Here is a 26983-nt window from a genome sequence, read left to right as displayed (position 1 = left end):
CACTAGCCCTCACCCGGAGCTCCCATGATCAACCTGTCGCAATCGCTGTTCCGCCAGGGTCCCGCCGCCACGGCGAGCGATGCCGCGGATGCCGTCGGCCGGAACGAGGGAAAGCCGGAGGCCGGCGATGATTTCGCGCGCGTCCGCCGGACCGGACTGCTGGTGCTGGGCCTGGGCTTCTGCGGCTTCCTGCTGTGGGCCGCATTCGCTCCGCTGGACGAGGGCGTGCCCAGCCAGGGCGCGGTTGCGATCGACACCAAACGCAAGGCGGTGCAGCACCAGAGCGGCGGCATCGTCCGCGAAGTCCTGGTGCGCGAGGGCGACCACGTCCGTGAAGGACAGCGCCTGGTGCGGCTGGACGACGCGCTCATGCGCGCCAACTTCGAGGCGACGCGCCACCGCTATCTCGGCCTGCGCGCCATGCAGGGACGGCTGGTCGCCGAGCAGCGCGGGGCGGACACCGTGGCCTACCACCCGGACCTCGTGAAGGAAGCGGCAGATCCGCTCATCGCGATGCAGATGTCCACGCAGCAGCAGTTGTTCAGCTCGCGGCGCGCGGCGCTGCGCGCCGACCTGCAGGCCATGCAGGAAGGCATCGGCGGCCAGCAGGCCATGATCGAGTCCTACGCGGGCCAGCTTGCGAACCGGAATGCGCAGCTGGGGTTCCTGCGCGAGGAGCTGGTGCAGACGCGCGGGCTGGTCCAGGAAGGCTACGCGCCGCGCAACCGCCAGCTCGAACTGGAGCGCATGGTGACGGAGGTGCAGGCCGCGATCGCCGACCTGTCGGGCAACTCGATGCGCGCGCAGCGCTCGATCGCCGAGTTGCAGCAGCGGCAGACGCTGCGCCGGCAGGAATACCGCAAGGAAGTCGAGGCCCAGCTCACCGACGTCGCGCGCGACGTGGAGGCCGACGAGAGCAAGTACCACGCCCTGAGCGAGGAATTGCAGCGCATCGAGATCCGCTCGCCCGCTTCCGGCCAGGTGGTCGGGTTGGCGGTGCAGACCGTCGGCGCCGTGATTTCACCCGGACAGAAGCTGATGGACGTGGTGCCGGAAGACGAAGTGCTGGTGCTGGAATCGAAGGTCCCGCCGCATCTCATCGACCGCGTGCACGCAGGCCTGCCGGTGGACGTGCGCTTCGCCGCTTTCGCCGACTCGCCGCAGCTGGTGGTCGACGGCCGGCTCGTCTCGGTGTCCGGCGACCTGCTCACCGAGCCGCAGACCAATGCGACCTACTACCTCGCCCGCGTCCAGCTCACGCCGGAGGGCTACCGCAAGCTGGGAAAGCGCAGCCTGCAGCCCGGCATGCCGGTCGAAGTGGTGTTGCGCACGGGGGAACGGTCCCTGCTCACCTACCTGCTGCACCCGCTCACCAAGCGCCTGGCCGCATCCTTGAAGGAGGACTGAAGCGTGATCCGCCCCCCGGCCATCTGCCTGTTGCTTTGCGCGCTGACGATCGCGTCCGCGTATGCAGCGGGTGGCGTGCCGGGCTTCGAGTCCCTGGCGGGGGATCGCCTGGACCTCACGGCGGCCTACAACCTGGCGCTGCAGAACGACGCCACCCTGCGTGCCGCGCGTTCCGCGGCCGAAGCACGCGGCGAGCGGGTTCCGCAGGCGCGCGCGCAGCTGCTGCCCAGCCTGCGGGCCAGCGTGAGCCGCTACCGCAACGACCTCGACAGCACGACCCCGGGCCTGCTCGGGCAACCCGTCACCGCCAACAGCGACTACACGAGCTACTCGCGCGCTCTCGTGCTGCGGCAGCCGCTGTTCCGCCCGTACCAGTGGGCGGACTTGCGCCAGGCGCACGCCGAGCAGGAGGAGGCGCAGCAGACCCTGCTGCAGGAGACGCAGAACCTGGCCGTCCGCGTGGCGACGGCCTACCTGCACGCGCTGGCGTCGGAGGAACAGCTCGCACTGGCGCTGGCGCAGAAGCGGGCCTACCAGACCCAGGTGGACGCGGCGCGCCGGCGCCTGGGTGCCGGGGCGGGCACGCGAACCGACATCGACGAAGCCCAGGCGCGACTGGACCTGGCGCTGGCGCGCGAGCTGGAAGCCCGCGAAAACGTCGGCTTCACGCGCCGCCAGCTCCAGCAACTCACGGGGCTGGCCAATGGTCCCCTCGTTCCACTGGACACGGCCCGCTTGCCGCTGCTGCCGCCCGAGCCGGCGGACATCGACGGCTGGATTTCCCGCGCTGAGCAGGGCAGCCACGAAATGCGCGCGCTGCAAGCCCAGCGAGAGGCCGCCCGGCAGGAAGTGAGCAAGCAGCAGGCCGGCCACCTTCCCACGCTCGACGCGGTCGCGCAGAGGGTGAATTCGCTGTCGGACAACCCCACCCGCCTGGGCTTCCAGTACGACCAGAAGTCGATCGGCGTGGAACTCAATGTTCCCCTGTTCGCAGGCGGCTACGTGAACTCCCGGGTGCGGCAGGCGCTGGCCGAACTTGCGAGGGTGGAGCAGACGATGGAAGCCACGCGCAGCGATCTCGGGCTGCGTGTCTACAAGGAATTCCGCGGCGTGATCGAAGGCGTGCTGCGCGTGCGCGCGCTGGAGCAGGCCGTCCGTTCGTCCGAGACGGCGCTGCAATCCACGCGGCGCTCTTACGAGGCCGGCTCGCGCACGCAGGTCGACGTCCTGAACGCGGAGGAGGCGCGCGTCTCCGCCGTGCTCGACCTGGCGAACGCGCGCTATGCGTACCTGCTCGCGCGCATCACGCTGCGCGCGCTGGCGGGCGAGGCGGACGCGGGAACGATTGCTGAGACAAATGGATGGCTGCAGGGAGCGACACGGTAGTGATGGACAGGCGCGCGTCGGTCGGGACGCACGCCACAAAGGAGAACGGCAGTGGAAGACGCAAGACCCCATGAAGGCGGACCGGGACTTTTCCCGAAGACGGGCCATGCGCTGGAGCGGCGGAGGCCCCCGCCGTGCGCGGGCGAGACGGCCACGATCCGCGTGCTGCTGACGGACTCGCGTCCGCTGGTGCTGGACGCGCTGGCCGAACTGATCGACCGGCAGCGGCCGAGGATGGAGGCGATCGGCAGTGCCGGCAGCTATGCGCGCGCCCTCTACCTGGCGGAGCGCGAACAGCCGGATGTCATCCTGCTCAGCGTGTTCCAGGACACGCTGGACGCGCTGGGGACGGTTGCGGCCGTGCTCCGCGTCTGCAATGCCAAGGTGCTGGTGCTCAAGGGCATGCACGATCCCGTGCCGGTCGCGCGCCTGCTGCGCATCGGCGCCGCTGGCGTGGTGATTGCGGAGGAGCCGGCCGAATCGATCGTGAACGCCGTGGCGCAGGTCCATGAAACGCGCGACGATCCGCTTCCGTTGGCGGCGGCGCACTGGACGATTCCCGCCGGCCCGGCGGCGCGATCATTGAGGACGCCGGCGGAGGGTGTGTCGCGGCTGACCGGCCGCGAACGCGAGCTGATCCGCGCGATCGTGGACAACCCGGGCGCAAAGTACCTGGTGATCGGCGCGCAGCTGGGCATCAGCGAGCACACGGTGCACAACCACCTCAGCAGCATCTACCACAAGCTGAACCTGGTGAACCGCACGGACCTGCTGTTCTATGCCGTGCGGAACGGCTTGGTGGAGCAGCCGCTGGAGGGCTGGCCGGGCATCAACTGAGGGCCGCGCGCGGCGGCTCCTCAGCGGGAGCGGCGCACGCGCAGCAGTTCGTCGAGGATCAGGCAGGCGGCGCCGACCGTGATGGCGGTGTCGGCCACGTTGAACGCCGGGAAGTACCAGCGGTTCGACCAGTGGAACTGCAGGAAGTCCACCACATAGCCGTGCAGCAGGCGGTCGACCACGTTGCCGATCGCGCCGCCCAGGATGCAGGCCAGCGCGAAGCAGAACAGCTTCTGTCCGGCGTGCGAGCGCAGCATGTAGAGGATGAACAGGGTGGCGGCCACGCCGATGCCCGTGAACAGCCAGCGCTGCCAGCCGGAGGCCGCGGCCAGGAAGGAGAACGCCGCCCCGGTGTTGTGGGCCCGCACGATGTTGAAGAACGACGTGACCACGGTCGAATCGCCGAACTTGTAGGCCCCGAGGATCAGCACCTTGGTGAACTGGTCCGCGATCAGGATGATCAGCGCCAGTCCCAGCCAGGGCAGCAGGCTGCCCGAGGAGCGGCCACCGACGGTGAGGGTGTTGCCGCGGGCCATCAGGCGTGCACCCGGGACTCGCCGGCTCCGAACAGGTTGCTCACGCAGCGGCCGCAGACCGTCGGATGCGCCGGGTCGCTGCCGACGTCGGGGCGCCAATGCCAGCAGCGCTCGCACTTGGTGTCGGCACTGGGCAGCGCCTCGATGGCCAGCGCGTCCCCGGCCTGCAGCTTCACCGCGGAGGCGATGAACACGAACTTGAGGTCATCGCCCAGCGCCTGCAGCAGTTGCAGGTCGTCGGCACCGGCGGTGATCACCAGGTTGGCCTGCAGGGAGGAGCCGACCCGGCCCTGCGCGCGCAGCGCCTCGATCTCCTTGTTGGCCGCATCGCGGATCGCGCGGATGCGGTTCCACTTCGCCAGCAGATCGGTGTCCGGGCTGCCGATCTCCGCATATTCCTCGAAGAAGATCGAGGGCGAGCTGCCGAACACCTTCCATGCTTCCTCCGCGGTGAAGCTGAGGAAAGGCGCCATCCAGCGCAGCATGGCGTGCGTGATGTTCCACAGCGCGGTCTGGGCGCTGCGCCGCGCATGCGACTTCGGGGCGGTCGTGTAGAGGCGGTCCTTCAGGATGTCGAGGTAGAAGGCGCCGAGGTCTTCGGAACAGTACACCTGCAGCTTGGCGACCACGGGGTGGAACTCGTAGACCTCGAAGTGCGCGAGCACCTCGGCCTGGAACTCCGCCGCCCGCGACATCGCGTAGCGGTCGATCGACAGCATCTCCGACACCGGCACGGCGTCCCTGGCGGGGTCGAAGTCGCTCACGTTCGCCAGCAGGAAACGCAGCGTGTTGCGGATGCGGCGGTAGGCGTCCACCACGCGGGCGAGGATCTTGTCGTCGCCGGCGATGTCGCCCGAATAGTCGGAAGCCGCCACCCACAGGCGGATGATCTCGGCGCCGAGCTTGCCGCTGACCTGCTGCGGCTCGATGCCGTTGCCCAGCGACTTGCTCATCTTGCGGCCCTGGCTGTCGACCGTGAAGCCGTGCGTGAGCAGCCCGCGATACGGGGCGCGGCCGTACATCGCGCAGGCGGTGAGCAGCGAGGAATGGAACCAGCCGCGGTGCTGGTCGTGGCCCTCCAGGTACAAGTCGGCTTCCGGTCCGTTCTGGTGCGCAGCACCTTTGTGCGAGCCCCGGAGGACCGTGGTGTGCGTCGTGCCGGAGTCGAACCACACTTCCAGGATGTCCTGGCTCTTGGTGTACTGCGCGGCGTCGGCCGCCGCGCCCACCTGCGCCAGGATCTCCTCGGTCGAGGCCTTGCTCCAGGCCTCGATGCCGCCGGCCTGCACCATGCCGGCGGCGACGTCCAGGATCTCCATGGTCTTCGGGTGCAGCTCGCCCGAGTCCTTGTGCAGGAACAGGGGCAGGGGCACGCCCCAGCTGCGCTGGCGCGAGATGCACCAGTCGGGCCGGCCGGCGATCATGTCGCGCAGGCGGGCCTTGCCGTTTTCCGGGAAGAAGCTGGTGTCCTCGATCGCGCGCAAGGCCAGGTTGCGCAGCGTGTCGGGCGCCTTGTCCTTGGTGAACACGCCGACGCCCTCGTCCATGCGGATGAACCACTGCGCTGCCGCGCGGTAGATCACCGGCGTCTTGTGGCGCCAGCAGTGCGGGTAGCTGTGCGTGATGGCCTCGGTGGCGAACAGGCGGCCGGCCTTTTCGATCGTGCCGATGATGTGCGGCACGGCCTTCCAGATGTTCTCGCCGCCGAACAGCGCGAAGTCGGGCGCGTAGGAACCGTTGCCCTGCACCGGATTGAGGATGTCGTCGTACTTCATGCCGTGGGCGACACAGCTGTTGAAGTCGTCCAGGCCGTAGGCCGGCGAGGAATGCACGATGCCCGTGCCGTCCTCCGCCGTCGCGTAGTCGGCCAGGTAGACGGGCGCAAGGCGGCGGTAGCCGGCGTCCACTTCGTACAGCGGATGCTGGAACTCCAGGCCCCCCAGGTTCTTGCCCAGGGTGGTGGCCAGCACCTTGCCTTCCAGCTTGTAGCGCGCGAGCGCCTTCTCCACCAGCACCTCGGCCAGGATCAGGCGGCCGCGCGGCGTGTCCACCAGCGCGTAGACGATTTCCGGATTCAGGTTCAGCGCCTGGTTCGCCGGGATGGTCCACGCAGTGGTGGTCCAGATGACGGCGAACACATCGCTGCCTGCCCCGCCGGGGGAGGGCTGGGGCGGGGGCACCAGGCCGAAAGCCTGGAACACCTTGTCGGGTTCGTTCGCCTTGAAGCCCACGTCCAGCGTCTGCGATTTCTTGTCGGCGTACTCGATCTCGAATTCCGCCAGCGAGGAGCCGCAATCGAAGCACCAGTACACGGGCTTCAGTCCGCGGTAGACGAAGCCGCGCTCGATCACGCGCTTGAACGCGCGGATCTCGTCGGCCTCGTTGGACAAGTCCATGGTGCGGTAGGGATGGTCCCAGTCGCCCAGCACGCCCAGCCGCTTGAAGTCGGCCATCTGGATGCCGATCTGCTCGGTGGCGAAGGCGCGGCTCTTGGCCTGCATCTCGTCGCGCGGCAGGTTGCGGCCGAACTTCTTCTCGATCGCGTTCTCGATCGGCAGCCCGTGGCAGTCCCAGCCCGGGATGTAGGCGGCGTCCAGCCCCTTGAGCTGGCGCGACTTGACGATCATGTCCTTGAGGATCTTGTTGACCGCGTGTCCCATGTGGATCTGGCCGTTGGCGTAGGGCGGCCCGTCATGCAGCACGAACTTCTGCCGGCCCTGGCGTGCGACACGCAGCCGCTTGTACAGGCCTTCATCCTCCCACTCCTTCACCCAGCCCGGCTCGCGCTTGGGCAGGTCGCCCCGCATCGGGAAGGGCGTGTCGGGCAGGTTCAGGGTGGCGCGGTAATCGGTCTTGTCGGTCATGGAATGCCTTTACGAACTCGTCTTGCCGGGTCGGGCCCGGCTGCCACGTGCTTGCAGCGTGGGGTGGATGCGGCTCGCGGGCCGCGGGGACGAGGTCGTTAAATTCGGTCGCGCGTGGTCTGCCGCCGGGTTTCGGCGTGCGTGGAAGCGAAGAACGCGCGCGCGGCGTCGCAGTCGCGCGCGATGCCCGTCTTCAGGGCATCGAGGCTGTCGTAGCGCAGCTCGTCATGCAGTTTGTGCAGCAGTTCCACCCGGATGATTTTACCGTAGGCACCCTCTTCGCCGAGGCCGGCGGGCCATCGCAGGCAGTGCGTCTCCAGCAGCACCCGCCCGCCGTTGACGTCGTCAGGGTCCAGCGAGGGGCGGATGCCCAGGTTGGCCACGCCCTCGACCGGGTCCCCGTCCAGCCCGTGGACCTGGACGGCGAAGATGCCGCCGGCCGCCGGCTTCCAGTGGGAAAAGCGCAGGTTCAGGGTCTTGAAGCCGAGTTCGCGACCGAGCTTGCGCCCATGCACCACGTGGCCGCTGATGCTGTAAGGGCGGCCCAGCAAGGCGGCGGTGCCCGCCATGTCGCCCCGGGCCAGGGCCTCGCGCACGGCCGAGCTCGACACCCGCAGGCCGTGGACTTCGTAGCTGTTCATCCGCGCCACGTCGAAGCCCAGGCGGCTGCCGGCGGAGTCCAGCAGGGCGTAGTCGCCCGCCCGCTTGGCGCCGAAGCGGAAGTCGTCGCCCACCAGCACGTACCGGGCGCCCAGGCCCCTCACCAGGACGTCGGCGATGAAGGCGTCCGGCGCCAGGCCGGACAGGCGGGCGTCGAACTTCAGGATCACGCACTGGTCGACGCCGCATTTCTCCAGCTCGGTCAGCTTGTCGCGCAGGGTGGCGACGCGCGCCGGCGCGAGTTCCGGCTTGCGGTGGACCTTGGCGAAATAGTCGCGCGGGTGCGGCTCGAAAGTCAGCACGCAGCTGGGGACCCCGCGATGGCGCGCCTCGTTGATCAGCAGTGCCAGCATGGCCTGGTGGCCCCGGTGCACGCCGTCGAAATTGCCGATCGTGACCGCGCACGCCTTGGCGATCTGGGGGTGGTGGAAGCCGCGCAGGATCTGCATGGAGGGTGGTATCTTTTTCATAGCAGCCGAGGTCCGTTGGACACCGCCAACGCACGCATGGCCTGCTACGGGTGCGTCACGAAAACACGGTATATTGTCTCTCACGCTGCCGCGAGGCGCTGTCGGTCTGTTCGTCGTTGAATGGAGGCGCGTTTTGAAGGTCTTGAAGCTGTCCGCCCAAGGACTGCCCCAGTCGTGGATTTCACTGGAGCAGGCCGTGCTGCACTACGCCGCCGACCAGGTGCGCTGGGAGGCAGGGGCGGAGGTGGCCGTGTTCCGGGGCGGCATCAACGCCGAGAGCGGCCAGCAGTCGATCATCGCGGTCAACAGCATCATCGGCACCAAGGGCGTGCCGAACATCAATCCCTTCGAACTGAAGCCGGGCCTCACCAACGGCAAGCTGTTCGCTCGCGACCGCAACGTCTGCGCCTACTGCGGCGACGAATACCACGAAGATGAGCTGACGCGGGAGCACATCGTTCCCTTCGCGCAGAACGGCCGCGACCACTGGATGAACGTCGTGACGGCCTGCCGCGCCTGCAACCATCGCAAGGGCAGCCGCACGCCGGAGCAGGCAGGCATGTCCCTGGTCTACACGCCCTACGTGCCCAGCCTGTGGGAGGACTTCATCCTGCGCAACCGCCGCATCCTGGCGGACCAGATGGAGTTCCTGATGGCGCACCTGCCCAAGAACTCGCGGCTGCACGACGCTTAGGCGCAGGGCCAGCCCGCGCTTCGCGCATCGCTGGGGTTCCTTGCGTCACCCCAGCCTACGGCCGGGCAGGCACCGTAGGCTGGTGGTGAGCCCGAAGGCGAACCCCAGCGCTGCTCAATACGTCAGCTCCAGCACCGACACCTCGTTGTTCGCCGTCGGCCAAGTGCGGCCGACCAGCCTCTCCCCGTTGAAATCCGCCACCACCGTGCGCTGCGGCCCCGTGGGCTTGATGCGCGAACTCGAGACGCCGGCCCCCGGCAAGGCTCCCGGGGGCGGGTTCTGGCCGTCGAACGCCATGCGGTCGCGACCCGGGTCGAAGTAGCCGCGCGGCCGGGTCAGGATGACGAGGGACGGACCCGCGCGATCGGCTTCGGGAATCCGTTCCGGGCGCATGTGGACCACCTGGCTGGAGCGGGGGAAGGGACTGCGGTAGATGTGCGTGGTGGCATAGCCCGGCGCCGCCACGACGAATTCGTACGGCGTGTTGCGCTCCGCGATGAACGGTCCCCAGGCACCGTCGCTGCCAATCACTTGGCTGTGCGCCAGTGGGCCGCGGCGCTCAGCGGTGCCCGGATCGATCGCGAAGATCTCCAGCCGCGCGCCCGGCAGCGGCAGGTTGTTCGCGAAGTTGCCGCTGGCGGGGTCAGTGGACGACACCCCCATGCCGCTGACCTTGCCGGACAGGCTCACGGGATGCTCCGGCACGATCGTCAGAGTCGCCGGCGGCTTGCCGGTGATGAAGCGATAGGCCGCCTCGAAGGCGCTGGCCGAGAACGCCGTCTCGCGGTGGTCCAGGTGGGGGATCACCACGTTGGTGGCGCCCTTCAACTCCGGTCCGGCGTAGGTGACGCCCGTCTGCAGGTTGCGGTCGCCGATCCACTGGCCGGTGGGCTGCGCGTACTTGTCGTTGCTGTCGGAGCGGATGGTCAGCCACTTCACCGGGCCGGTGACCTCGTCGCCCGCGGCGTTCTTGGGCGCGTTCAGCGCCTGCAGGAAGGAGCCGTTGCCGGCGAATTCGCTGCCGGGCGCGCGGCCTGCAACGTTCCACACGCCGTGGTTCGGCACGCCACCGAGCACCGCGTGGCTCACCTTGGCGGCGCCGCCGCCGTTCAGGACGTAGTTGCGGATGGCGTTGCCGCCGCGCGAATTGCCGACCAGCACCACCTGCTGCGCGCCGGTGGCCTGCAGCACCTTGTCGACCTCGGCGCGCAGGAAGGCCATGTGTTCCGCCGTGGAGGTGCGTCCCGGCTGCGGCTTGCCGTCGTCGTCGCGCGCCAGCGGGTAGGGAACGTCGATGGCGTGCAGGCGCTCGCGGGGCCAGCCGTTGGATTCGAACCGCCAGAGCGTGGTCTGCCACAGCGCGGCAGTGTCGCCGTTGCCGTGCACGAAGACGATGGGCGGATGCGGCTCGGTCATGGAGGGGCTGGTGGCGCAGGCGGTGGTGAGGAGCGCGCCGGAGAGCGCAAGGAAGTTGCGGCGGGTGGTCATGTTCTTGTCTCCTGCAAACGAAAACGCCCGCGGGGCCGCGGGCGTTGTGGGGGGCAACCCTGTCAGGCGAACACGCCCGCGGTGTCCTGCATCCTTTCGGACACTTCGCCCAGGTGGTGCAGCGTGTCGCCGTAGGCCAGTTCCAGCTGCGTGAGCTTCTTGAAGTAGTGGCTGCCTACGTATTCGTCCGTCACGCCGATGCCGCCATGCAGCTGCACCGAATTCTGGCCGACGAAGCGCATGGCGACGCCCAGCTGGTACTTGGCGCGCGCCATCGCCCGGCGGCGTTCTTCCGCCGGCGCGTTGAGTTTCAGCGAGGCGTAGTAGCTCATGGAACGGGCCAGTTCCTGCTGCATCTTCATGTCGGCCATGCGGTGGCGCAGGGCCTGGAAGGTGGCCAGCGTCACGCCGAACTGCTTGCGTGTGTTCATGTATTCGGCGGTGAGCTGCATCGTCCTGTCGATCACGCCGACTGCTTCCGCGCAGGTGCAGGCGATGCCGATGTCGACGGCATGTTCCAGCGCGGGCATGCCGTCCTGCGTGACCAGGGTCGCGGCCGCATCGCGCAGGCTCACTTCGGCCGCGCGCCCTCCGTCCATGGTGGGATAGCCGCGGGTGGAGACGCCCTGGGCCGTGCGTTCCACCAGGAACAGCGCCATCTTGCCGCCGGCCCTGGCCGGCACGAGGAAGGCGTCCGCCTGGTCGCCGGCCGGCACGATGCTCTTGTCGCCGGAGACCTTCCAGCCGCTGCCCGCCTGCGTGGCCTGCGCCTCGCACTGGTCGAGGCGGTAGCGCGCCTTGCGTTCCAGGTAGGCGAGCACGACGAGGGCCTCGCCGGAGGCGACCCTCGGCAACCATTGCGCCTTCACAGCGTCCGGTGCATAGCCTCCGAGCACGCCGCTGGCGATCAGCGTCTGCGCCAGCGGCTCCAGCACGATGCCGCGCCCGAGTTCCTCCAGCACCACCATCGCCTCGACGGGGCCCATGGCCATGCCGCCGTGGTCTTCGCTGACGTACAGGCCGGTCAGGCCCAGTTCGGCCAGTTCGCCGTAGGCGGCACGGTCGAAGCCGCCTGCCTTGGTGATGCCTTGCCGGCGTTCGAAGCCGTAGCTGCGGTCCACCCACTTGCGCACCGCGTCGCGCAGCTGTTCCTGGTCGTCGCTGAAATTGAAATCCATGAATATCTCCTGCATTCGTCTGGCTGGAGCCCCCTCTCGGAGGGGGCTGGGGGGAGCGACGTACGGGCCCGTCCCGGACGGTGTTGGGCTTTAGCCCAACACCGTCTGCGAGACGATGTTGCGCTGCACTTCGTTGGAACCGCCGTAGATGGTGGTCTTGCGCATGTTGAAGTAGCTCGCCGCCAGCGGCGCGATGTAGGCAGCACCCACGTAGTCGCCCTGGTAACCGGCCTCCATTGCTTCCTTGATGAAGGGTGCCGCGAACGGGCCCGCGGCCAGCATCATCAGTTCCGTGTAGCGCTGCTGGATCTCGCTGCCCTTGATCTTCAGCAGGCCGGCGATGTCCAGCGGGTTCTTGCCCGATTTCTCGGCCGACAGCACCCGCAGCACCAGCATCTCCAGCGCCACGATGTCGACTTCGAGCCTGGCGATCTCGTCGCGGAAGCGCGTGTCGGTGTACACACCCTCGCTCTTGGCGATGCGCTTGAGGCGCTCGAGCTCGCGCTTGGCGCGGTTGACGTCGGCGATGTTGGTGCGCTCGTGGGAGAGCAGGTGCTTGGCGTAGGTCCAGCCCTTGTTCTCCTCGCCGATCAGGTTCTCGGCCGGCACTTCGACGTTATCGAAGAACACCTCGTTCACCTCGTGGCCGCCGTCCAGCATGATGATCGGGCGCACCGTGACGCCGGGCGACTTCATGTCGATCAGCAGGAAGGAGATGCCGGTCTGCGGCTTGCCCTCGGTGGACGTGCGCACCAGGCAGAAGATCCACTCGCCGTACTGGGCCAGCGTCGTCCAGGTCTTCTGGCCGTTGACGATGTACTTGTCGCCCTTGCGCTCGGCGCGGGTCTTCAGCGACGCCAGGTCGGAACCCGATCCCGGCTCGCTGTAGCCCTGGCTCCACCAGACTTCGCCGCTGGCGATGCCGGGCAGGAAGCGCTTCTGCTGTTCGGGCGAGCCGAAGGCCATGATCACGGGCGCTACCATCACGGGGCCGAAGGGAATGATGCGCGGCGCGCCGGCCAGCGCGGTCTCTTCCTCGAACAGGTGCTTCTGCACCGCGGTCCAGCCCGGGCCGCCGAATTCCTTCGGCCAGCCGTAGCCCAGCCAGCCCTTCTTGCCAAGGATCTTGGCCCAGCGCTGCATGTCGTCTCGAGTGAGGTGCAGGGCGTTGTGCACCTTGTGCGCGATCTCTTGCGGAAGGTTGGCGCGCACCCAGGCGCGGACCTCCTCGCGGAACTTCTGTTCTTCAGGGGTGAATGCAAGATCCATGGGGTGTCTCCGGAGCAATCGGTAATTTAAGCACGGTCGTTCGATTCGGGCTGTCCAGGTGGTGACAAACCCAGCTGCGAGGCCAGGTCCGCAACGACGGCGCGCAGTTGCGCAACCTCATTTTCCAATGCGGCGACACGTGCCGCCAGCCCGCCCTCGGGCGCCGAACTTTCTTCGACGGCGGCCGCTGCCGCCCCCAGGTCGACCGGACCGCAGAGCAGGTGGGCCCAGCGCGCCTCCCGCGAGCCGGGTCCGCGGGGCAGTTGCACCACCAGGGCGCCGCCCTTTTCCTCGCTGCGATCCCGCATCTCCTCCAGGAATCCTTCGACCGAACTGATGTCGGCAAAGCGGTACCAACGGTCGCTGTGGATGCGCAGCTCGCCCGCGGTCTGCGGCCCGCGCAGCATCAACAGGCCAAGCAGCACCGCCGACTGTTCGGGCACGACCATCGCGCGCTGGAAGTTGTGCTCCCATCGCATCACGCGGTTGCCGCTGGTGGCGAACGCGAGCGACCGGCGCTTGAGGCCGTCGAGCGCTTCCTGAACTTCCGCTTCGGCGAGTTGCGTGATGGGATCGCGGCTGCTCTTCTGGTTGCATCCCGCCACCAGCCCGTTGAGCGTCATCGGGTAGCTGTCGGGCACCGTGCGGGCCTTTTCCATCAGCGTACCGAGCACGCGCGCCTCGGCCAGGGTCAGCGGCGAGATCATTCCACCTCCCTGCGACGCACCGCGGTGAGCGATCCCCCTGTTGCGGCCGGGCGGGATCCGGCGCGGGTGGCTGGGATAATCGCGGGCCAAATGAAGAACATCGTGATCCTGATCTCCGGCGGGGGCTCCAACATGGCCGCCATTGTGCGCGCGGCCCAACGCGAGCAATGGGCCAAGCTCTACGGCGCCGAAGTGCGCGCGGTGGTCAGCAACCGGGCGGATGCCGGGGGCCTGGCGTTCGCCCGGGAGCAGGGCATCGCCACCGAAGTGGTGGACCACCGGCACTACGCCGCGCGCGAAGCCTTCGACGAAGCGCTTGCGGCGGCGATCGATCGCCACGAGCCGGCGCTCGTGGTGCTGGCCGGCTTCATGCGCATCCTCACGCCGGCCTTCGTGGCGCGCTACCAGGGCCGGCTGCTGAACATACATCCTTCGTTGCTTCCGGCGTTTCCTGGCCTGCACACCCACCAGCGCGCGCTGGAAGCCGGCTGCCGCTTCGCCGGCGCCACGGTGCACCAGGTGACCACGGAGCTCGATCACGGGCCCATCCTGGCGCAGGCCGTGGTTCCGGTCCTGCCCGGCGACACGCCGCAGATCCTGGCCGCCCGCGTGCTCACGCAGGAACACGTGATCTATCCGCGCGCCGTCGCGCAACTGTTGCCCACGCTGTAGGACCCGCATGCATCCCAAGGCCTTGCTGGACGCGTGCGCCGACCTGGTCGCGCAGGTCCTGAGATTCGACCATCCCGCCGACGCGATCGTCTCGCGGTATTTCCGCGAGCACCGCTCGCTCGGCCCGCGCGAGCGCGCGACACTTGCCGAGACCGCGTACACGGTGCTGCGCAGGAAGCTGCTGTTCGAGCATTTCGCCGGTTCGGGCAGCGGCCCGCGCGAGCGGCGCCTCGCCATCCTGGGCTTCGCCGGACCGCGCGACTTCCTCAAAAGCGCGCTGACTGAGCAGGAGAAGAGCTGGCTCGACCAATGCGACGCAGTGGACCCATCCACGCTGTCCGAGCGGCACCGCCACAACATGCCCGAGTGGCTGGTCGAGCCGCTGAAAGCGCAACTGGGCGCAGAGTTCTGGCCGCTCGTCGAGGCCCTCAACCAGCCGGCGCCGCTGGACTTGCGGGTGAATGCCCTGACCGACAAGCGGGACGACGTGCGCCGCGAACTGCAGCTCGCCGGCATTCCCTCCCGTCCCACGCTCTTTTCGCCCTGGGGCCTGCGCGTGGACGGCAAGCCCGCACTGACCAAGCTCGACGCGTTCGCGCGCGGCGCCATCGAGGTGCAGGACGAAGGCTCGCAGTTGCTGGCTCTGCTGGCCGATGCGCGCCGCGGCCAGATGGTGGTGGACTTCTGCGCCGGCGCCGGCGGCAAGACCCTCGCGCTGGGCGCGGCCATGCGCAACACCGGGCGGCTGTATGCCTTCGACGTGTCCGCGCACCGGCTGGACAACCTGAAGCCGCGGCTGGCCCGCAGCAAGCTGTCCAACGTGCATCCCGCGGCGATCGCCCACGAGCGCGACGAACGCATCAAGCGCCTGGCCGGCAAGATCGACCGGGTGATCGTGGATGCGCCGTGCTCGGGCCTCGGCACCCTGCGCCGCAACCCCGACCTGAAGTGGCGCCAGTCGCCGCAAGCTTTGGCGGAGCTGACGGCCAAGCAGGCCGCCATCCTGGACAGCGCGGCCCGGCTGCTCAAGCCGGACGGTCGGATCGTCTACGCCACCTGCAGCCTGCTGCGGGCCGAGAACGAGGACATCGCCGCGGCATTTTCTGCGGCTCATCCTGCATTTCGGCGGCTTTCCGTGCAGGAACTGCTGGAAAACGCGAAAGTGGACGGCGCCGCCAGCCTCTGCAGTGAGGGGGGCCAGGACCTGCGCCTCTGGCCGCATCGCCACGCGACCGACGGCTTCTACGCCGCGGCCTGGGAAAAAGTCCAGCCCTGACGTCAAAAGATTGTTCCTAGGGGGGAACCCCAACCCGTAAAATCCGTCCTACACGCACGCAGGGATGTCCTGCGGGCTCCTGCTCACGCGAAAGAGATTCACCCTTCATGTTGCTTCCCGATTGGGCCGTCCTGAACGCGGCGATCGACTGGCTCGCCAACGGTCTCTGGGATCTGTCCTGGTGGCAGATCGTGCTGTACACGCTGGTGACCACCCATATCACCATCGCTGGCGTCACCATCTTCCTGCACCGCACCCAGGCCCACCGGGCCATGGACCTGCACGCCATTCCGTCCCACTTCTTCCGCTTCTGGCTGTGGCTCGGCACCGGCATGGTCACCAAGGAATGGGTGGCGATCCACCGCAAGCACCACGCGAAGTGCGAGACGCCGGACGACCCGCACAGCCCGCAGACGCGCGGCATCGACACCGTGTTCTGGCAGGGGTCGGAGCTCTACCGTGCGGAAGCGAAGAACCAGGAAACCATCGCCAAGTTCGGCCATGGCACGCCGAACGACTGGATCGAGCGCAACCTGTACACCCGCTACAGCTGGCAGGGCGTGGGCCTGATGCTGATCATCGACCTGGCCCTGTTCGGTGCGGCCGGTGCGGCCGTGTGGGCGGTGCAGATGGCCTGGATCCCCGTGTCCGCCGCCGGCATCATCAACGGCATCGGCCACTACTGGGGCTACCGCAACTTCGAGGCGCCGGACGCCAGCACCAACATCTCCCCGTGGGGGATCATCATTGGTGGCGAAGAGCTGCACAACAACCACCACACCTACCCGACGTCGGCCAAGTTCTCGGTCAAGCCCTACGAATTCGACATCGGCTGGATCTACATCAGCGTGATGCAGAAGCTGGGCCTGGCCACCGTGAAGAAGGTGCCGCCCAAGCTGCGCCTGGGCAGCATCAAGCCGGTGGCGGACGAGAAGACGCTGGAGGCGGTGATCGCCAACCGCTACGAGGTGATGGCCGGATACGCCCGCGAAATGCGCCGCGCCTGCAAGGTCGAGATCGACCAGCTCAAGGCCAAGGGCCAGGACTCCGCGATGCTCAAGGCCGCCAAGCGCTGGCTGCACCGCGACGATGAGCGCGTGCCGGCTGCCGCCAAGCAGCAGCTGGCCCAGGTGCGCGCGGCGCACCCTGCGCTGGACAAGATGGCCAGCATGCGGGAAGAGCTTCGCCAGATGTGGCTCAACACGAACCATTCGCGCGAACAGCTCGCCGTCGATCTCCAGGCCTGGTGCCGCCGTGCGGAAGAAAGCGGAATCGAGGCGCTGCGCCAGTTCTCGCTAAAGCTGCGCGCCGCGCACGCGTAACGCCTTCGGCAAAGGTGAGAACAAGGCCCCTGACGGGGCCTTGTTCTTTTTGGGGCTCCGCGCTGGAGCCCGCAACGCGCGCTCAGTCCATCAGGTTGGCGGGCACCTTGCCGCCGTTCTCGGCGAGCTTCTGCATCACCTGCTTGTGCAGCCAGACGTTCATGGCGGCGGTGTCGCCCTTGTCACCGGTGTAGCCCAGTTCGTCCGCCAACTCCTTTCGTTCCTGCAGCGTGCTGTCCATGCCGACCAGCTTCATCAGGTCGACGATGGAGGTGCGCCAGTTCAATTTCTGCTGGTTGCTGGCGGCCATGCCGTCCAGCACCTGCTCGATGTCCACGCGTTCCATCGTCACGGCGGCGCCGGCGGGCTGGCCCGGTGCGGCCTGGGCTTGCGACGCGGGCTTGGCCGGCGCGGCTGGGGTAGGCGAGCCTTGCGTCGCAGCGGGTGCCTGGCCGGCGTTCGCGTGGGGAAAGATTCGGCCGAAGATCTTGCCGAGAATGCTCATGGGGTTCTCCGTGACGCTGGCGGGATTGCCGCCACCATCATGGAAGCGGCTCCATGGCTGGGCATGTCGGAAAGCAGCGCGCGGTTTTCGGGGCGTCGGCTGGCAAGGGGCGACGCACGGGCCGGAAACGAAAAAGCCCCGCGATGCGGGGCTTTTCCAACAAGGCAAGCTCGATTACTTGAGCTTGGTTTCCTTGTATTCGACGTGCTTGCGAGCCTTCGGGTCGAACTTCATGATCGACATCTTCTCGGGCATCGTCTTCTTGTTCTTGCTGGTCGTGTAGAAGTGACCGGTACCGGCCGTGGACTCCAGCTTGATCTTCTCGCGTCCGCCTTTGCTAGCCATGGTGCTGCTCCTTGTGGATTAAGCCTGGCCGCGGGCGCGCATGTCCGCCAGCACAGCGTCGATACCGTTCTTGTCGATCAGGCGCAGCGCGGCGCTGGAGACGCGCAGGCGCACCCAGCGGTTCTCGCTCTCGACCCAGAAACGGCGGTATTGCAGGTTCGGCAGGAACCGGCGCTTGGTCTTGTTGTTGGCGTGGGAGACGTTGTTCCCCACCATCGGGCCCTTGCCCGTCACGTCGCAGACGCGTGCCATCTGAAACTCTCCATGTCCGCCCGTCACTCACGTGAGGGGCTCACCTCGCCCTGACGGGGGCGGTAACCGGCCGGAAATCCGGCGAAGCCCAAGATTATAGCCCACCCCCGAAGCGGCTGCGCCGCCTCCCCTCAAGGGGCGCCCCCAGCGGCCCGGCAAAGCCGGTTCCGCGGGCGCACTGGAAGGGCCGGCTACTGCGCTTGTTCCAGGAATCGCTGGGCGTCCAGGGCGGCCATGCAGCCCGTGCCGGCGCTGGTGATCGCCTGCCGGTAGATGTGGTCCTGCACGTCGCCGGCGGCGAACACGCCCGGCACGCTGGTCATTGTCGCGAAGCCTGCCAGTCCCGCCCGGGTGAGGATGTAGCCATCCTTCATCTCCAGCTGTCCCTGGAAGATCTCCGTGTTGGGGCGATGGCCGATGGCGATGAAGCAGCCTTTGAGTTCGACGTCCTCGGTCGCGCCGGACTTCGCGTCCTTCAGGCGAATTCCGGTCACTCCGGTGGCGTCGCCCAGCACCTGGTCCAGGGTCTTGAACAGCTTCAGCTCGATCTTGCCTTCGGCGACCCGCTGCATCATCTTGTCGACCAAGATCGGCTCGGCGCGGAACTTGTCCCGGCGGTGCACGAGGTACACCTTCTTCGCGATGTTGGAGAGATACAGCGCTTCTTCCACGGCGGTGTTGCCGCCGCCGATGACGCATGTGACCTCGTCGCGGTAGAAGAAGCCGTCGCAGGTGGCGCAGGCGCTGACGCCCTTGCCCATGAACTCCTGCTCGGAGGGCAGGCCCAGGTACTGCGCGGAGGCGCCGGTGGCAATGATCAACGCGTCACAGGTGTAAGTCCCGCTATCGCCTGTGAGCACGAAAGGGCGCTTGGCGAAGTCGACCTTGTTGATGTGGTCGAAGACGATCTCGGTCTTGAAGCGCTCCGCGTGCTCCAGGAAGCGCTGCATCAGCTCCGGACCCTGCACGCCGTGCACGTCGGCCGGCCAGTTGTCGACATCGGTGGTCGTCATCAGCTGCCCGCCCTGCGCGATGCCCGTGATGAGCAAGGGATTCAGGTTCGCGCGCGCTGCGTAGACGGCGGCGGTGTAGCCGGCGGGGCCGGAACCGAGGATCAATACTTTGGCGTGCTTGTTGGTCATGGTGAGAGAAACCTGTGTGATAAACGCGACAGGTCGGTGTACATTTCTGGCCGATTCGAGAAGTATCAAGCGTGCGTGGTTGCGCGTTGCTTGCGGGTTCTCAATCAGGGCGATTGTAAGAACCCATGGCCGGCCGCCGAGCAGGAGGGATTTGAAACATGTCGATGCTGTCGAACCTGGAGTTGATCCGCCGGGTCCCGTTGTTTGCCCTGCTGACCTCCAGCCAGGCGGAATCGGTGGCCGACGCCGTCGTCAAGCGCCGCTTCAAGCGGGGTGAAACCATCGTGGAGCAGGGCGAGAAGACCAACACCCTGTTCATCATCCTGACCGGCCGGGTGCGCGTGGTCACGTCCGACAAGCGCGGCCGCGAAGTCATCCTGGCCACGCTGAATCCCGGCGACTACATCGGCGAGATGAGCCTGATCGACAACGAGCCGCACTCCGCCACCTGCCGCGCGGAAGTGCAGACCGACATGCTGACGCTCGGACGCGCCGAATTCGCGCGCTGCCTTCCCGAGAACAGCTCCATGTCGTACGCGATCATGAAGGGCCTGGTGCAGCGCCTGCGGCACGCGGACCGCAAGATCGAATCGCTCGCGCTGATGGACGTGTACGGCCGCGTGGCGCGGGCGCTGCTCGAATTCGCGCAGCCCGATCGCGAAGGCCTCATGACCATCCGCGAACGCATCTCGCGCCAGGACATCGCCAAGATGGTCGGCGCCTCCCGTGAGATGGTCAGCCGCGTGATGAAGGACCTGGAGGACCGCGGCTTCATCGAAACCCGTGAAGACGGCTCCATGCTGGTCAAGGACCGGCTGACCACGCTGGGCTGATCCGCCTTCCTGCCGCGCACCACGAAGTGTTGGTTCACTGCCATGGATCCGGGCTACCTCCCGAGATGACGCGGTGGGCGGCTCGTCCGCTGCGCTAAGCTCGCGAGTGCGCATGACGTATTCGCTCCATACCCTGTCGGATGCGGCCCCGGCCGCATCCGCTCCGCGTGCTGGCCTCGCCCGGTTCGCCCATGAAACGGCGCTGGTCCTCGGCGCCGCCGCCCTCGTGTTCTGGCTGCTTGCGCTGGTGAGCCACTCGCCCGCCGATCCCGGCTTTTCGACTTCCGGCGACGGCGGGGCCATCCGGAACTGGGGCGGGCGGCTTGGCGCCTGGCTCGCGGATGGCGGCTTCTTCCTGCTCGGGTACTCGGTGTGGTGGTGCGTGATCGCCGGCGTGCGGGCCTGGATGGCTTCCCTGGCGCGCTGGATGCGCGCGGACGACCCGGCGCCACCGGTGACCGGCAAGCGCTGGCTGCACGGCCGCCTGGCGTTCTGGGTCGGCCTGGCGGTGGTGCTGGCCGCGAGCACGGGGCTGGAGTGGTCGCGCCTCTATCGCTTCGAGCCACGCTTGCCGGACCATGCCGGCGGGGCGCTGGGTTACCTGGTCGGCCCCCTGGGCGTCAACTGGCTCGGTTTCCCCGGCTCCGGCCTGGTGTTCATCGCGCTGCTGGTGCTGGGCGCCGCGGTGGTGTTCCGTTTTTCCTGGAGCCACGTTGCCGAGCGCATCGGTGCCGCCATCGACGGCTTCATCGAGGCGCGCCGGAAAAAGGGCGAAGTGGCGGAAGACATCGCGATGGGACAGCGGGCGGCGCGCGAGCGCGAGGAAACGGTCCAGGTCGAGCGCGTGGAGATCGAGGAGCACCATCCCACGCCGGTGCTGATCGAACCCGTGGTGATCGACGTGCCCAAGAGCGAGCGGGTCGCCAAGGAACGCCAGAAGCCGCTGTTCTCGGAAATGCCGGACAGCAAGCTGCCGCAGGTGGACTTGCTCGACACCGCCGCGGGCCGGCAGGAGACGGTGTCGTCCGACACGCTGGAGATGACCTCGCGGCTGATCGAGAAGAAGCTGAAGGACTTCGGCGTCGAGGTGCGGGTCGTGCTGGCCCAGCCCGGCCCCGTGATCACGCGCTACGAGATCGAGCCGGCCACGGGCGTGAAGGGCTCGCAAGTCGTCAACCTGGCGAAGGACCTGGCGCGGGCGCTGTCGCTGGTGTCCATCCGCGTGATCGAGACGATCCCGGGCAAGAACTTCATGGCGCTGGAACTGCCCAACGCCAAGCGGCAGTCGATCAAGCTGTCGGAGATCCTGGGCTCCAACGCCTACAACGAAGCCAAGTCGCAGCTCACGATCGGGCTGGGCAAGGACATCGTCGGCAACCCCGTGGTCGCGGACCTGGGCAAGATGCCGCACGTGCTGGTCGCCGGCACCACCGGCTCGGGCAAGTCGGTGGGCATCAACGCGATGATCCTCAGCCTGCTGTACAAGGCCGAGGCGCGCGACGTGCGCCTGCTGATGATCGACCCCAAGATGCTGGAGATGTCGGTCTACGAGGGCATCCCGCACCTGCTCGCGCCCGTGGTGACCGACATGAAGCAGGCGGCCAACGGCCTGACCTGGTGCGTGGCCGAGATGGAGCGCCGCTACAAGCTGTTGTCCAAGCTGGGCGTGCGCAACCTGGCCGGCTACAACCACAAGATCGACGAGGCGAAGGCAAAGGAACAGTTCATCTACAACCCCTTCAGCCTCACGCCCGACAGCCCGGAACCGCTGGAGCGGCTGCCGCACATCGTGGTGGTGATCGACGAACTCGCTGACCTGATGATGGTGGTGGGCAAGAAGATCGAGGAGTTGATCGCGCGGCTGGCGCAGAAGGCGCGCGCCGCGGGCATCCACCTGATCCTGGCCACGCAGCGTCCCAGCGTCGACGTGATCACCGGCCTGATCAAGGCCAACATCCCCACGCGCATCGCCTTCCAGGTGTCCAGCAAGATCGACAGCCGGACCATCCTGGACCAGATGGGTGCCGAGGCGCTGCTTGGCATGGGCGACATGCTGTACATGGCCAGCGGCACCGGCCTGCCGGTGCGCGTGCACGGCGCCTTCGTGAGCGACGAGGAAGTGCACCGCGTCGTGTCCTACCTGAAGCAGCAAGGCGAGCCGAACTACATCGACGGCGTGCTGGAGGGCGGCACGGTGGACGGCGACGACGGCGTTCCGGGGGGCGGCGGCGACGTCAGCGGAGAGGCCGATCCGCTGTACGACCGCGCTGTCGAAGTGGTCCTCAAGAACCAGAAGGCCAGCATCTCGCTGGTGCAGCGGCACCTCGCCATCGGCTACAACAAGGCGGCCAACCTGCTGGAGGCCATGGAGAAGGCGGGCCTGGTGAGTGCGATGAACGCCCGTGGCCAGCGCGAAATCCTGATCCCCGGCCGAGCTGAATAACGATCGGTAACGAACTTCGCCGCCATGCGGCCACCCAACCGACAATGCCGTGTTGGGAGAAAAGCCTCATGAAGAAATTGATCGCCACGTTCGCGCTGTCCGCGCTGGCCCTCGCCGCGCACGCCGGCGCCATCGAAAGCCTGGAGAACTTCGTCCGCACCGCCAAGAGCGGCCATGCGGAATTCACCCAGGTGATCACCGCGCCGGCCCGCGACGGCCAGGCCGCACGGACCAAGACCTCCAGCGGCACGTTCGATTTCCAGCGCCCGAACCGCTTCCGCTTCGACTATCGCAAACCGTTCGAGCAGACCATCGTGGCTGATGGCCAGACGCTGTGGCTGCACGACAAGGACCTGAACCAGGTCAGCCAGCGCAAGCAGGCCAAGGTGCTGGGCTCGACGCCGGCGGCGCTGATCGCCGCTTCGCCGGACCTCGACGCGCTGAAGCGCGATTTCGAGCTGCAGGCACTGCCCGACAGCAACGGCCTGCAATGGCTGCAGGCCACGCCGCGGCAGAAGGAAGGCCAGCTCACGAACATGAAGGTGGGTTTCCGCGGTGACCAGCTCGCCGCCCTGGAGATCCTGGACAGCTTCGGCCAGCGTTCCGTGCTGACGTTCAACAACATGCAGTTGAACGGCAACGTGAGCGCCGACGCCTTCCGCTTCGTGCCGCCCAAGGGCGCGGACGTCGTCCAGGCGCCGTAACGGCGGTCTTGGCCGTGCGCGCGCGCCGCGCGCCGGCCCCAAACGAGCCGCCGTCAGGCGGCGCGTTTGCGTCTAGATCTCCAGCGCGATCTGGTCCAGCTGCTTGCGCTCGATGTATTCGTCCATGCGCGAAAGCAGGCGCCACCATTCCGAGCCGTCGTCGCGGAACACGCGGATGGCTCCCGCCCGCACCAGGATCTTGCGCAGTTCGTCGTCGGTGAAGCCGCCAAGGTGATTGCGCAGGGTGTCGAAGGAACGGTCGGTAAAGCTCTTGTGGCCGAGGAAGTGGCGCGCGGTCGCCTCCGCCATGAATTCCACCTTGTGCTGCTCCTGCAGGATGCGCAGCTGGTTGCGGAACTGCTGGCGATTCAACAGGAAGCTGATGCCGCCGCCCACGACGGCGCCGAGCAGTGCGGAGAGAGAGGACCAGACGGCCGGTTCCATGATGCGCGCAATATAAACTGCCCGGCATGAGCAGCAAGCCCGTCCATGCGCCCCTGGCGGAACGCCTGCGGCCGCATTCGCTGGCCGAGGTGATCGGCCAGCAGCACCTGCTGGGCGAAGGGATGCCCCTGCGCATCGCCTTCGAGTCGGGCCAGCCGCACAGCTGCATCCTGTGGGGCCCGCCGGGCACCGGCAAGACCACCATCGCGCGGCTGATGGCCGACGCATTCGATGCGCAGTTCATCACCATCAGTGCCGTGCTCGGCGGGGTGAAGGACATCCGCGAAGCCGTGGAGCAGGCGCTGATCGCGCAGGCGCACGTGCGGCGCACCATCGTCTTCGTCGACGAGGTGCATCGGTTCAACAAGAGCCAGCAGGACGCCTTCCTGCCGCACGTCGAGTCGGGGCTCTTCACGTTCATCGGCGCGACCACGGAAAACCCGTCGTTCGAGGTGAATTCGGCCTTGCTGTCGCGCGCGGCGGTCTACGTGCTGCAACCGCTGTCCGAGGACGACCTTCGGCAGATCGTGCAGCGCGCGCAGGCCATCGACGCCGTGCCGGCGATCGAGCAGGCCGCGCTGGACCGGCTGATTGCCTATGCGGATGGCGATGCGCGCCGGCTGCTGAACACCCTGGAGACCCTGGCCGTCGCCGCCACCAGGGAAAAGCGCCAGGAGATCGCCGATGACTGGCTGCTGAAAGTGCTGGGCGAGCGCATGCGCCGCTACGACAAGGGCGGCGAGCAGTTCTACGACACGATCAGCGCGCTGCACAAGTCGGTGCGGGGCTCCGACCCGGACGCCACCTTGTACTGGTTCGTGCGGATGCTGGATGGCGGTGTCGATCCACGTTACGTGGCGCGCCGAATGATCCGCATGGCGGTCGAGGACATTGGCCTTGCCGATCCCAGGGCTTTGCGCATGGCACTGGACGCCGCCGACGTCTACGAGCGGCTCGGCTCCCCCGAAGGCGAGCTCGCCCTGGCCGAGTGCCTGGTCTACCTGGCCGTCGCGCCCAAGTCCAATGCGGTCTACGTCGCCTACAACGAGGCCCGCGCACTGGTGCGCAAGGATGGCACCCGTCCGGTGCCGCTGCACCTGCGCAATGCACCCACCCGGCTGATGAAGGACCTGGGCTACGGCAAGGAATACCGCTACGCGCACGACGAGGCCGAGGGTTTCGCCGCCGGCGAGAGCTACTTGCCCGAAGGCATGAAGCCGCCGAACTTCTACCGGCCGGTGGAGCGCGGGCTGGAAATCCGCATCGCGGAGAAGCTGCGGCAGCTGCGCGCCCTCAACGCAGGGCAAGGGACAAACCCCTAGTCCGGTTCGAAGCTTGGCGTCAGGTCACGCCATTACAATCGCGCCCGAACAACCCGCCCAGGATCCGCATGGCGGGTTTTTTGCTACATGGCGAAGCGCCTCACAAAGGCGCGCATCGACCATCACAAGCGGCAAAGAAACGGAGAAAACCTCTATGGAGATCCTGCTGCAGCAGATCATCAACGGTCTGGTCCTGGGCAGCATGTACGCGCTGGTGGCCCTCGGCTACACCATGGTGTACGGCATCATCAACCTGATCAACTTCGCGCACGGCGAGGTGCTGATGGTGGGGGCCCTCACCAGCTGGGCGATCATCACCACGGCGCAGGAGGCCATGCCGGGCATTCCGGGGTGGCTCCTCCTGCTGGTGGCCCTGATCATTTCCTGCGTAGTGGCCGCGGCACTGAACTTCGTCATCGAAAAAGTTGCCTACCGCCCCTTGCGCAACAGCCCCAAGCTGGCACCGCTGATCACCGCCATCGGCATGTCGATCCTGCTGCAGACGCTGGCGATGATCATCTTCAAACCGAACTACAAGCCGTATCCGACCCTGCTGCCGCCGGTGCCGATCCAGTTTGCCGGCGCGGTGATCACGACCACTCAGATCATGATCCTCGGGATGACCGCAGTGTCCCTGGCGGTGCTGATGTACCTGGTGAACTACACGCGGCTGGGCCGCGCGATGCGGGCCACGGCGGAGAACCCGCGGGTGGCGGCGCTGATGGGCGTGAAGCCGGACATGGTGATCTCCGCCACCTTCATCATCGGCGCGGTGCTCGCAACCATCGCCGGCGTCATGTACGCCTCCAACTACGGCACCGTGCAGCACACGATGGGCTTCCTCCCGGGCCTCAAGGCCTTCACGGCGGCGGTGTTCGGCGGCATCGGCAACCTGGCCGGCGCGGTGGTGGGCGGGATCCTGCTGGGACTGATCGAGTCCATCGGCTCCGGCTACCTGGGTGCGCTCACCGGCGGCGTGCTGGGCAGCCACTACTCCGACATCTTCGCGTTCATCGTGCTGATCGTGGTGCTCACGCTGCGTCCCTCGGGCCTGCTGGGCGAACGCGTCGCCGACCGCGCCTGAAGGAGCACACGCCATGATCAACAAGCAGAACAAGACGGTGGTCTGGGTGCTGGCCGCCCTGGCCCTGGCCATCCTGCCCCTGCTGCTGCAGGCGGCGGGCAACTTCTGGGTGCGCATCGCGGACACCGCGCTGCTGTACGTGCTGCTGGCCCTGGGCCTCAACATCGTGGTCGGCTACGCCGGCCTGCTCGACCTGGGCTTCGTGGCCTTCTTCGCCATCGGCGCCTACATGTACGGGCTGATGGCCTCGCCGCACCTGTCCGAGAACTTTCCCTGGTTCCAGCAGATGTTCCCGACCGGCCTGCACACCTCGGTGTGGCTGGTGATTCCCATGGGGGCCGCGATAGCGGGCTTCTTCGGCGTCCTGCTCGGCGCGCCCACCCTGAAGCTGCGCGGCGATTACCTGGCCATCGTGACGCTCGGCTTCGGCGAGATCATCCGCGTGTTCCTGAACAACCTGGACCACCCGGTGAACATCACCAACGGTCCCAAGGGCCTGTCGCAGATCGACTCGATCACGCTGTTCAAGTTCGACGCGCTGGGCATCCCGGGGATCAACCTGGGCAAGCCGCTCGAAATCACCGAGAGCTATTCGATCAACGCGGTGACGCTCTACTACTACCTGTTCCTGGTGCTCGTCCTGTTCAGCGTCCTCATCTGCCACCGCCTGGAGGTCTCCCGCATCGGACGCGCCTGGATGGCGATCCGCGAGGACGAGATCGCGGCCAAGGCGATGGGCATCAACACCCGCAACATGAAGCTGCTGGCCTTCGGCATGGGCGCCACCTTCGGCGGCGTCTCGGGCACCATGTTCGCGGCCTTCCAGGGCTTCGTTTCGCCCGAGTCCTTCAGCCTAATGGAGTCGGTGATGATCGTCGCCATGGTGGTGCTGGGCGGCATCGGCCACCTGCCGGGGGTGATCCTGGGCGCGGTGCTGCTGTCCGCACTGCCCGAAGTGCTGCGCTGGGTGTCGGGCGTCTTCGACCTGCAGTCCATCACCGGCGGCCGTCTCGACGCGTCCATCCTGCGCCAGCTGCTGATCGCGCTGGCGATGATCATCGTGATGCTGTTGCGTCCGCGCGGCCTGTGGCCGACGCCCGAGCACGGCAAGAACCTGCAACAGACCGCGAAGTAAGGAGAAGG

At 67.4% G+C, this 26983-nt stretch carries 25 protein-coding genes; 13 read left to right on the top strand and 12 right to left on the bottom strand.

Annotated features, from left to right (window positions below):
• The first annotated feature begins 24 nt into the window (after positions 1–24).
• From AC1DSA_RS06980 to AC1DSA_RS06970, 3 genes are read left to right on the top strand one after another with little or no spacing between them, the layout of a single operon-like run.
• Positions 25–1407, top strand: a complete 1383-nt coding sequence (locus AC1DSA_RS06980; protein WP_477887412.1) for an HlyD family type I secretion periplasmic adaptor subunit — start codon at positions 25–27, stop codon at positions 1405–1407.
• Positions 1408–1410: 3 nt separating this feature from the next.
• Positions 1411–2793: a TolC family outer membrane protein gene (locus AC1DSA_RS06975; protein WP_477887410.1), complete on the top strand. Its 1383-nt coding sequence runs from the start codon at positions 1411–1413 to the stop codon at positions 2791–2793.
• A 51-nt stretch (positions 2794–2844) separates the two neighbouring features.
• Positions 2845–3630, top strand: coding sequence for a response regulator transcription factor (locus tag AC1DSA_RS06970; RefSeq protein ID WP_477887408.1), 786 nt, complete (start codon positions 2845–2847; stop codon positions 3628–3630).
• Between the two features lie 20 nt (positions 3631–3650).
• On the opposite strand, the gene lspA is transcribed toward AC1DSA_RS06970, so the two are convergent.
• The 3 genes from lspA to AC1DSA_RS06955 form a co-directional block, all read right to left on the bottom strand.
• The gene (gene lspA, locus AC1DSA_RS06965; protein ID WP_477887406.1) at positions 3651–4166 is read right to left on the bottom strand and encodes a signal peptidase II; all 516 of its coding nucleotides are present in this window, start codon (positions 4164–4166) and stop codon (positions 3651–3653) included.
• The gene (ileS, locus tag AC1DSA_RS06960; RefSeq protein ID WP_477887405.1) at positions 4166–7030 is read right to left on the bottom strand and encodes an isoleucine--tRNA ligase; all 2865 of its coding nucleotides are present in this window, start codon (positions 7028–7030) and stop codon (positions 4166–4168) included. The genes lspA and ileS overlap by 1 nt, the downstream gene beginning before the upstream one ends.
• 98 nt (positions 7031–7128) lie before the next feature.
• On the bottom strand, positions 7129–8139 hold the full coding sequence (locus AC1DSA_RS06955) for a bifunctional riboflavin kinase/FAD synthetase (RefSeq protein ID WP_477887403.1): 1011 nt from the start codon (positions 8137–8139) through the stop codon (positions 7129–7131).
• A 154-nt stretch (positions 8140–8293) separates the two neighbouring features.
• Between AC1DSA_RS06955 and AC1DSA_RS06950 the strand changes: the two genes are divergently transcribed.
• A complete protein-coding gene (locus tag AC1DSA_RS06950) occupies positions 8294–8854 on the top strand; it encodes an HNH endonuclease (RefSeq protein ID WP_477887401.1) in 561 nt (186 codons plus the stop codon).
• 114 nt (positions 8855–8968) lie between these two features.
• Here the strand turns inward: AC1DSA_RS06950 and AC1DSA_RS06945 are convergent, their stop codons facing one another.
• From AC1DSA_RS06945 to AC1DSA_RS06930, 4 genes are all read right to left on the bottom strand, one after another.
• Positions 8969–10342 carry an alpha/beta fold hydrolase gene (locus AC1DSA_RS06945; protein WP_477887399.1) on the bottom strand — a complete coding sequence of 458 codons (1374 nt, stop codon included), beginning with the start codon at positions 10340–10342 and terminating at the stop codon, positions 8969–8971.
• A 62-nt stretch (positions 10343–10404) separates the two neighbouring features.
• Complete coding sequence (locus tag AC1DSA_RS06940) at positions 10405–11520, bottom strand: acyl-CoA dehydrogenase family protein (RefSeq protein ID WP_477887397.1); 1116 nt, start codon at positions 11518–11520, stop codon at positions 10405–10407.
• A gap of 90 nt (positions 11521–11610) precedes the next feature.
• Positions 11611–12789 (bottom strand): acyl-CoA dehydrogenase family protein, encoded by a 1179-nt coding sequence (locus AC1DSA_RS06935; RefSeq protein WP_477887395.1) that lies wholly within the window; start codon positions 12787–12789, stop codon positions 11611–11613.
• 26 nt (positions 12790–12815) lie between these two features.
• A complete protein-coding gene (locus AC1DSA_RS06930; RefSeq protein WP_477887393.1) occupies positions 12816–13496 on the bottom strand; it encodes a YceH family protein in 681 nt (226 codons plus the stop codon).
• 90 nt (positions 13497–13586) lie between these two features.
• On the opposite strand from AC1DSA_RS06930, the gene purN reads away from it, so the two are divergent.
• The 3 genes from purN to AC1DSA_RS06915 all read left to right on the top strand — a co-directional run bounded on the left by purN (position 13587) and on the right by AC1DSA_RS06915 (position 16766).
• A complete protein-coding gene (purN, locus tag AC1DSA_RS06925) occupies positions 13587–14168 on the top strand; it encodes a phosphoribosylglycinamide formyltransferase (protein WP_477887391.1) in 582 nt (193 codons plus the stop codon).
• 7 nt (positions 14169–14175) lie between these two features.
• Positions 14176–15444 carry an RsmB/NOP family class I SAM-dependent RNA methyltransferase gene (locus tag AC1DSA_RS06920; protein ID WP_477887389.1) on the top strand — a complete coding sequence of 423 codons (1269 nt, stop codon included), beginning with the start codon at positions 14176–14178 and terminating at the stop codon, positions 15442–15444.
• 107 nt (positions 15445–15551) lie between these two features.
• Positions 15552–16766: a DesA family fatty acid desaturase gene (locus tag AC1DSA_RS06915; RefSeq protein ID WP_477887387.1), complete on the top strand. Its 1215-nt coding sequence runs from the start codon at positions 15552–15554 to the stop codon at positions 16764–16766.
• 82 nt (positions 16767–16848) lie between these two features.
• Here AC1DSA_RS06915 and AC1DSA_RS06910 read toward each other — a convergent pair whose 3' ends face one another.
• From AC1DSA_RS06910 to trxB, 4 genes are all read right to left on the bottom strand, one after another.
• Entirely contained in the window at positions 16849–17271 is a 423-nt protein-coding gene (locus AC1DSA_RS06910; RefSeq protein WP_477887385.1) for a DUF3597 domain-containing protein, read from the bottom strand.
• 174 nt (positions 17272–17445) lie between these two features.
• Positions 17446–17616: a 50S ribosomal protein L33 gene (rpmG, locus tag AC1DSA_RS06905; RefSeq protein ID WP_055899695.1), complete on the bottom strand. Its 171-nt coding sequence runs from the start codon at positions 17614–17616 to the stop codon at positions 17446–17448.
• A gap of 18 nt (positions 17617–17634) precedes the next feature.
• A complete protein-coding gene (rpmB, locus tag AC1DSA_RS06900; RefSeq protein ID WP_477887382.1) occupies positions 17635–17868 on the bottom strand; it encodes a 50S ribosomal protein L28 in 234 nt (77 codons plus the stop codon).
• 191 nt (positions 17869–18059) lie between these two features.
• The gene (gene trxB / locus AC1DSA_RS06895) at positions 18060–19010 is read right to left on the bottom strand and encodes a thioredoxin-disulfide reductase (protein ID WP_477887380.1); all 951 of its coding nucleotides are present in this window, start codon (positions 19008–19010) and stop codon (positions 18060–18062) included.
• Between the two features lie 158 nt (positions 19011–19168).
• Here trxB and AC1DSA_RS06890 point away from each other — a divergent pair, with 158 nt between their 5' ends.
• From AC1DSA_RS06890 to lolA, 3 genes are all read left to right on the top strand, one after another.
• Complete coding sequence (locus AC1DSA_RS06890) at positions 19169–19843, top strand: Crp/Fnr family transcriptional regulator (RefSeq protein WP_477887379.1); 675 nt, start codon at positions 19169–19171, stop codon at positions 19841–19843.
• Between the two features lie 112 nt (positions 19844–19955).
• Complete coding sequence (locus AC1DSA_RS06885; protein ID WP_477887377.1) at positions 19956–22286, top strand: DNA translocase FtsK; 2331 nt, start codon at positions 19956–19958, stop codon at positions 22284–22286.
• A gap of 68 nt (positions 22287–22354) precedes the next feature.
• Positions 22355–22990, top strand: a complete 636-nt coding sequence (gene lolA, locus AC1DSA_RS06880) for an outer membrane lipoprotein periplasmic chaperone LolA (protein WP_477887375.1) — start codon at positions 22355–22357, stop codon at positions 22988–22990.
• Positions 22991–23062: 72 nt separating this feature from the next.
• Here the strand turns inward: lolA and AC1DSA_RS06875 are convergent, their stop codons facing one another.
• On the bottom strand, positions 23063–23434 hold the full coding sequence (locus AC1DSA_RS06875; RefSeq protein WP_477887373.1) for a hypothetical protein: 372 nt from the start codon (positions 23432–23434) through the stop codon (positions 23063–23065).
• A 26-nt stretch (positions 23435–23460) separates the two neighbouring features.
• Between AC1DSA_RS06875 and AC1DSA_RS06870 the strand changes: the two genes are divergently transcribed.
• The 3 genes from AC1DSA_RS06870 (at position 23461) to AC1DSA_RS06860 (ending at position 26975) form a co-directional block, all read left to right on the top strand.
• Complete coding sequence (locus tag AC1DSA_RS06870; RefSeq protein ID WP_477887371.1) at positions 23461–24756, top strand: replication-associated recombination protein A; 1296 nt, start codon at positions 23461–23463, stop codon at positions 24754–24756.
• A 154-nt stretch (positions 24757–24910) separates the two neighbouring features.
• The gene (locus tag AC1DSA_RS06865) at positions 24911–25840 is read left to right on the top strand and encodes a branched-chain amino acid ABC transporter permease (RefSeq protein ID WP_477887369.1); all 930 of its coding nucleotides are present in this window, start codon (positions 24911–24913) and stop codon (positions 25838–25840) included.
• Between the two features lie 13 nt (positions 25841–25853).
• Positions 25854–26975 carry a branched-chain amino acid ABC transporter permease gene (locus AC1DSA_RS06860; protein WP_477887367.1) on the top strand — a complete coding sequence of 374 codons (1122 nt, stop codon included), beginning with the start codon at positions 25854–25856 and terminating at the stop codon, positions 26973–26975.
• Positions 26976–26983: the final 8 nt, after the last annotated feature.

The organism is Ramlibacter sp. P4_H7 (assembly GCF_056400765.1).
The sequence above is the reverse complement of the archived record's forward strand: the minus strand, read 5'-3'. Positions and strand labels throughout refer to the sequence as shown.

Bases quoted from the DNA above. Each gene is read 5' to 3' on its own strand.
- purN (WP_477887391.1), top strand. From the start codon at position 13,587: ATGAAGAACATCGTGATCCTGATCTCCGGCGGGGGCTCCAACATGGCC.
- AC1DSA_RS06920 (WP_477887389.1), top strand. From the start codon at position 14,176: ATGCATCCCAAGGCCTTGCTGGACGCGTGCGCCGACCTGGTCGCGCAG.
- ileS (WP_477887405.1), bottom strand. From the start codon at position 7,030: ATGACCGACAAGACCGATTACCGCGCCACCCTGAACCTGCCCGACACG.
- rpmB (WP_477887382.1), bottom strand. From the start codon at position 17,868: ATGGCACGCGTCTGCGACGTGACGGGCAAGGGCCCGATGGTGGGGAAC.
- AC1DSA_RS06865 (WP_477887369.1), top strand. From the start codon at position 24,911: ATGGAGATCCTGCTGCAGCAGATCATCAACGGTCTGGTCCTGGGCAGC.
- AC1DSA_RS06955 (WP_477887403.1), bottom strand. From the start codon at position 8,139: ATGCAGATCCTGCGCGGCTTCCACCACCCCCAGATCGCCAAGGCGTGC.
- AC1DSA_RS06875 (WP_477887373.1), bottom strand. From the start codon at position 23,434: ATGGAACCGGCCGTCTGGTCCTCTCTCTCCGCACTGCTCGGCGCCGTC.
- AC1DSA_RS06915 (WP_477887387.1), top strand. From the start codon at position 15,552: ATGTTGCTTCCCGATTGGGCCGTCCTGAACGCGGCGATCGACTGGCTC.
- AC1DSA_RS06940 (WP_477887397.1), bottom strand. From the start codon at position 11,520: ATGGATTTCAATTTCAGCGACGACCAGGAACAGCTGCGCGACGCGGTG.
- AC1DSA_RS06870 (WP_477887371.1), top strand. From the start codon at position 23,461: ATGAGCAGCAAGCCCGTCCATGCGCCCCTGGCGGAACGCCTGCGGCCG.
- AC1DSA_RS06860 (WP_477887367.1), top strand. From the start codon at position 25,854: ATGATCAACAAGCAGAACAAGACGGTGGTCTGGGTGCTGGCCGCCCTG.
- lspA (WP_477887406.1), bottom strand. From the start codon at position 4,166: ATGGCCCGCGGCAACACCCTCACCGTCGGTGGCCGCTCCTCGGGCAGC.
- AC1DSA_RS06980 (WP_477887412.1), top strand. From the start codon at position 25: ATGATCAACCTGTCGCAATCGCTGTTCCGCCAGGGTCCCGCCGCCACG.
- AC1DSA_RS06930 (WP_477887393.1), bottom strand. From the start codon at position 13,496: ATGATCTCGCCGCTGACCCTGGCCGAGGCGCGCGTGCTCGGTACGCTG.
- AC1DSA_RS06885 (WP_477887377.1), top strand. From the start codon at position 19,956: ATGACGTATTCGCTCCATACCCTGTCGGATGCGGCCCCGGCCGCATCC.
- AC1DSA_RS06890 (WP_477887379.1), top strand. From the start codon at position 19,169: ATGTCGATGCTGTCGAACCTGGAGTTGATCCGCCGGGTCCCGTTGTTT.
- lolA (WP_477887375.1), top strand. From the start codon at position 22,355: ATGAAGAAATTGATCGCCACGTTCGCGCTGTCCGCGCTGGCCCTCGCC.
- AC1DSA_RS06910 (WP_477887385.1), bottom strand. From the start codon at position 17,271: ATGAGCATTCTCGGCAAGATCTTCGGCCGAATCTTTCCCCACGCGAAC.
- AC1DSA_RS06945 (WP_477887399.1), bottom strand. From the start codon at position 10,342: ATGACCACCCGCCGCAACTTCCTTGCGCTCTCCGGCGCGCTCCTCACC.
- rpmG (WP_055899695.1), bottom strand. From the start codon at position 17,616: ATGGCTAGCAAAGGCGGACGCGAGAAGATCAAGCTGGAGTCCACGGCC.
- AC1DSA_RS06935 (WP_477887395.1), bottom strand. From the start codon at position 12,789: ATGGATCTTGCATTCACCCCTGAAGAACAGAAGTTCCGCGAGGAGGTC.
- trxB (WP_477887380.1), bottom strand. From the start codon at position 19,010: ATGACCAACAAGCACGCCAAAGTATTGATCCTCGGTTCCGGCCCCGCC.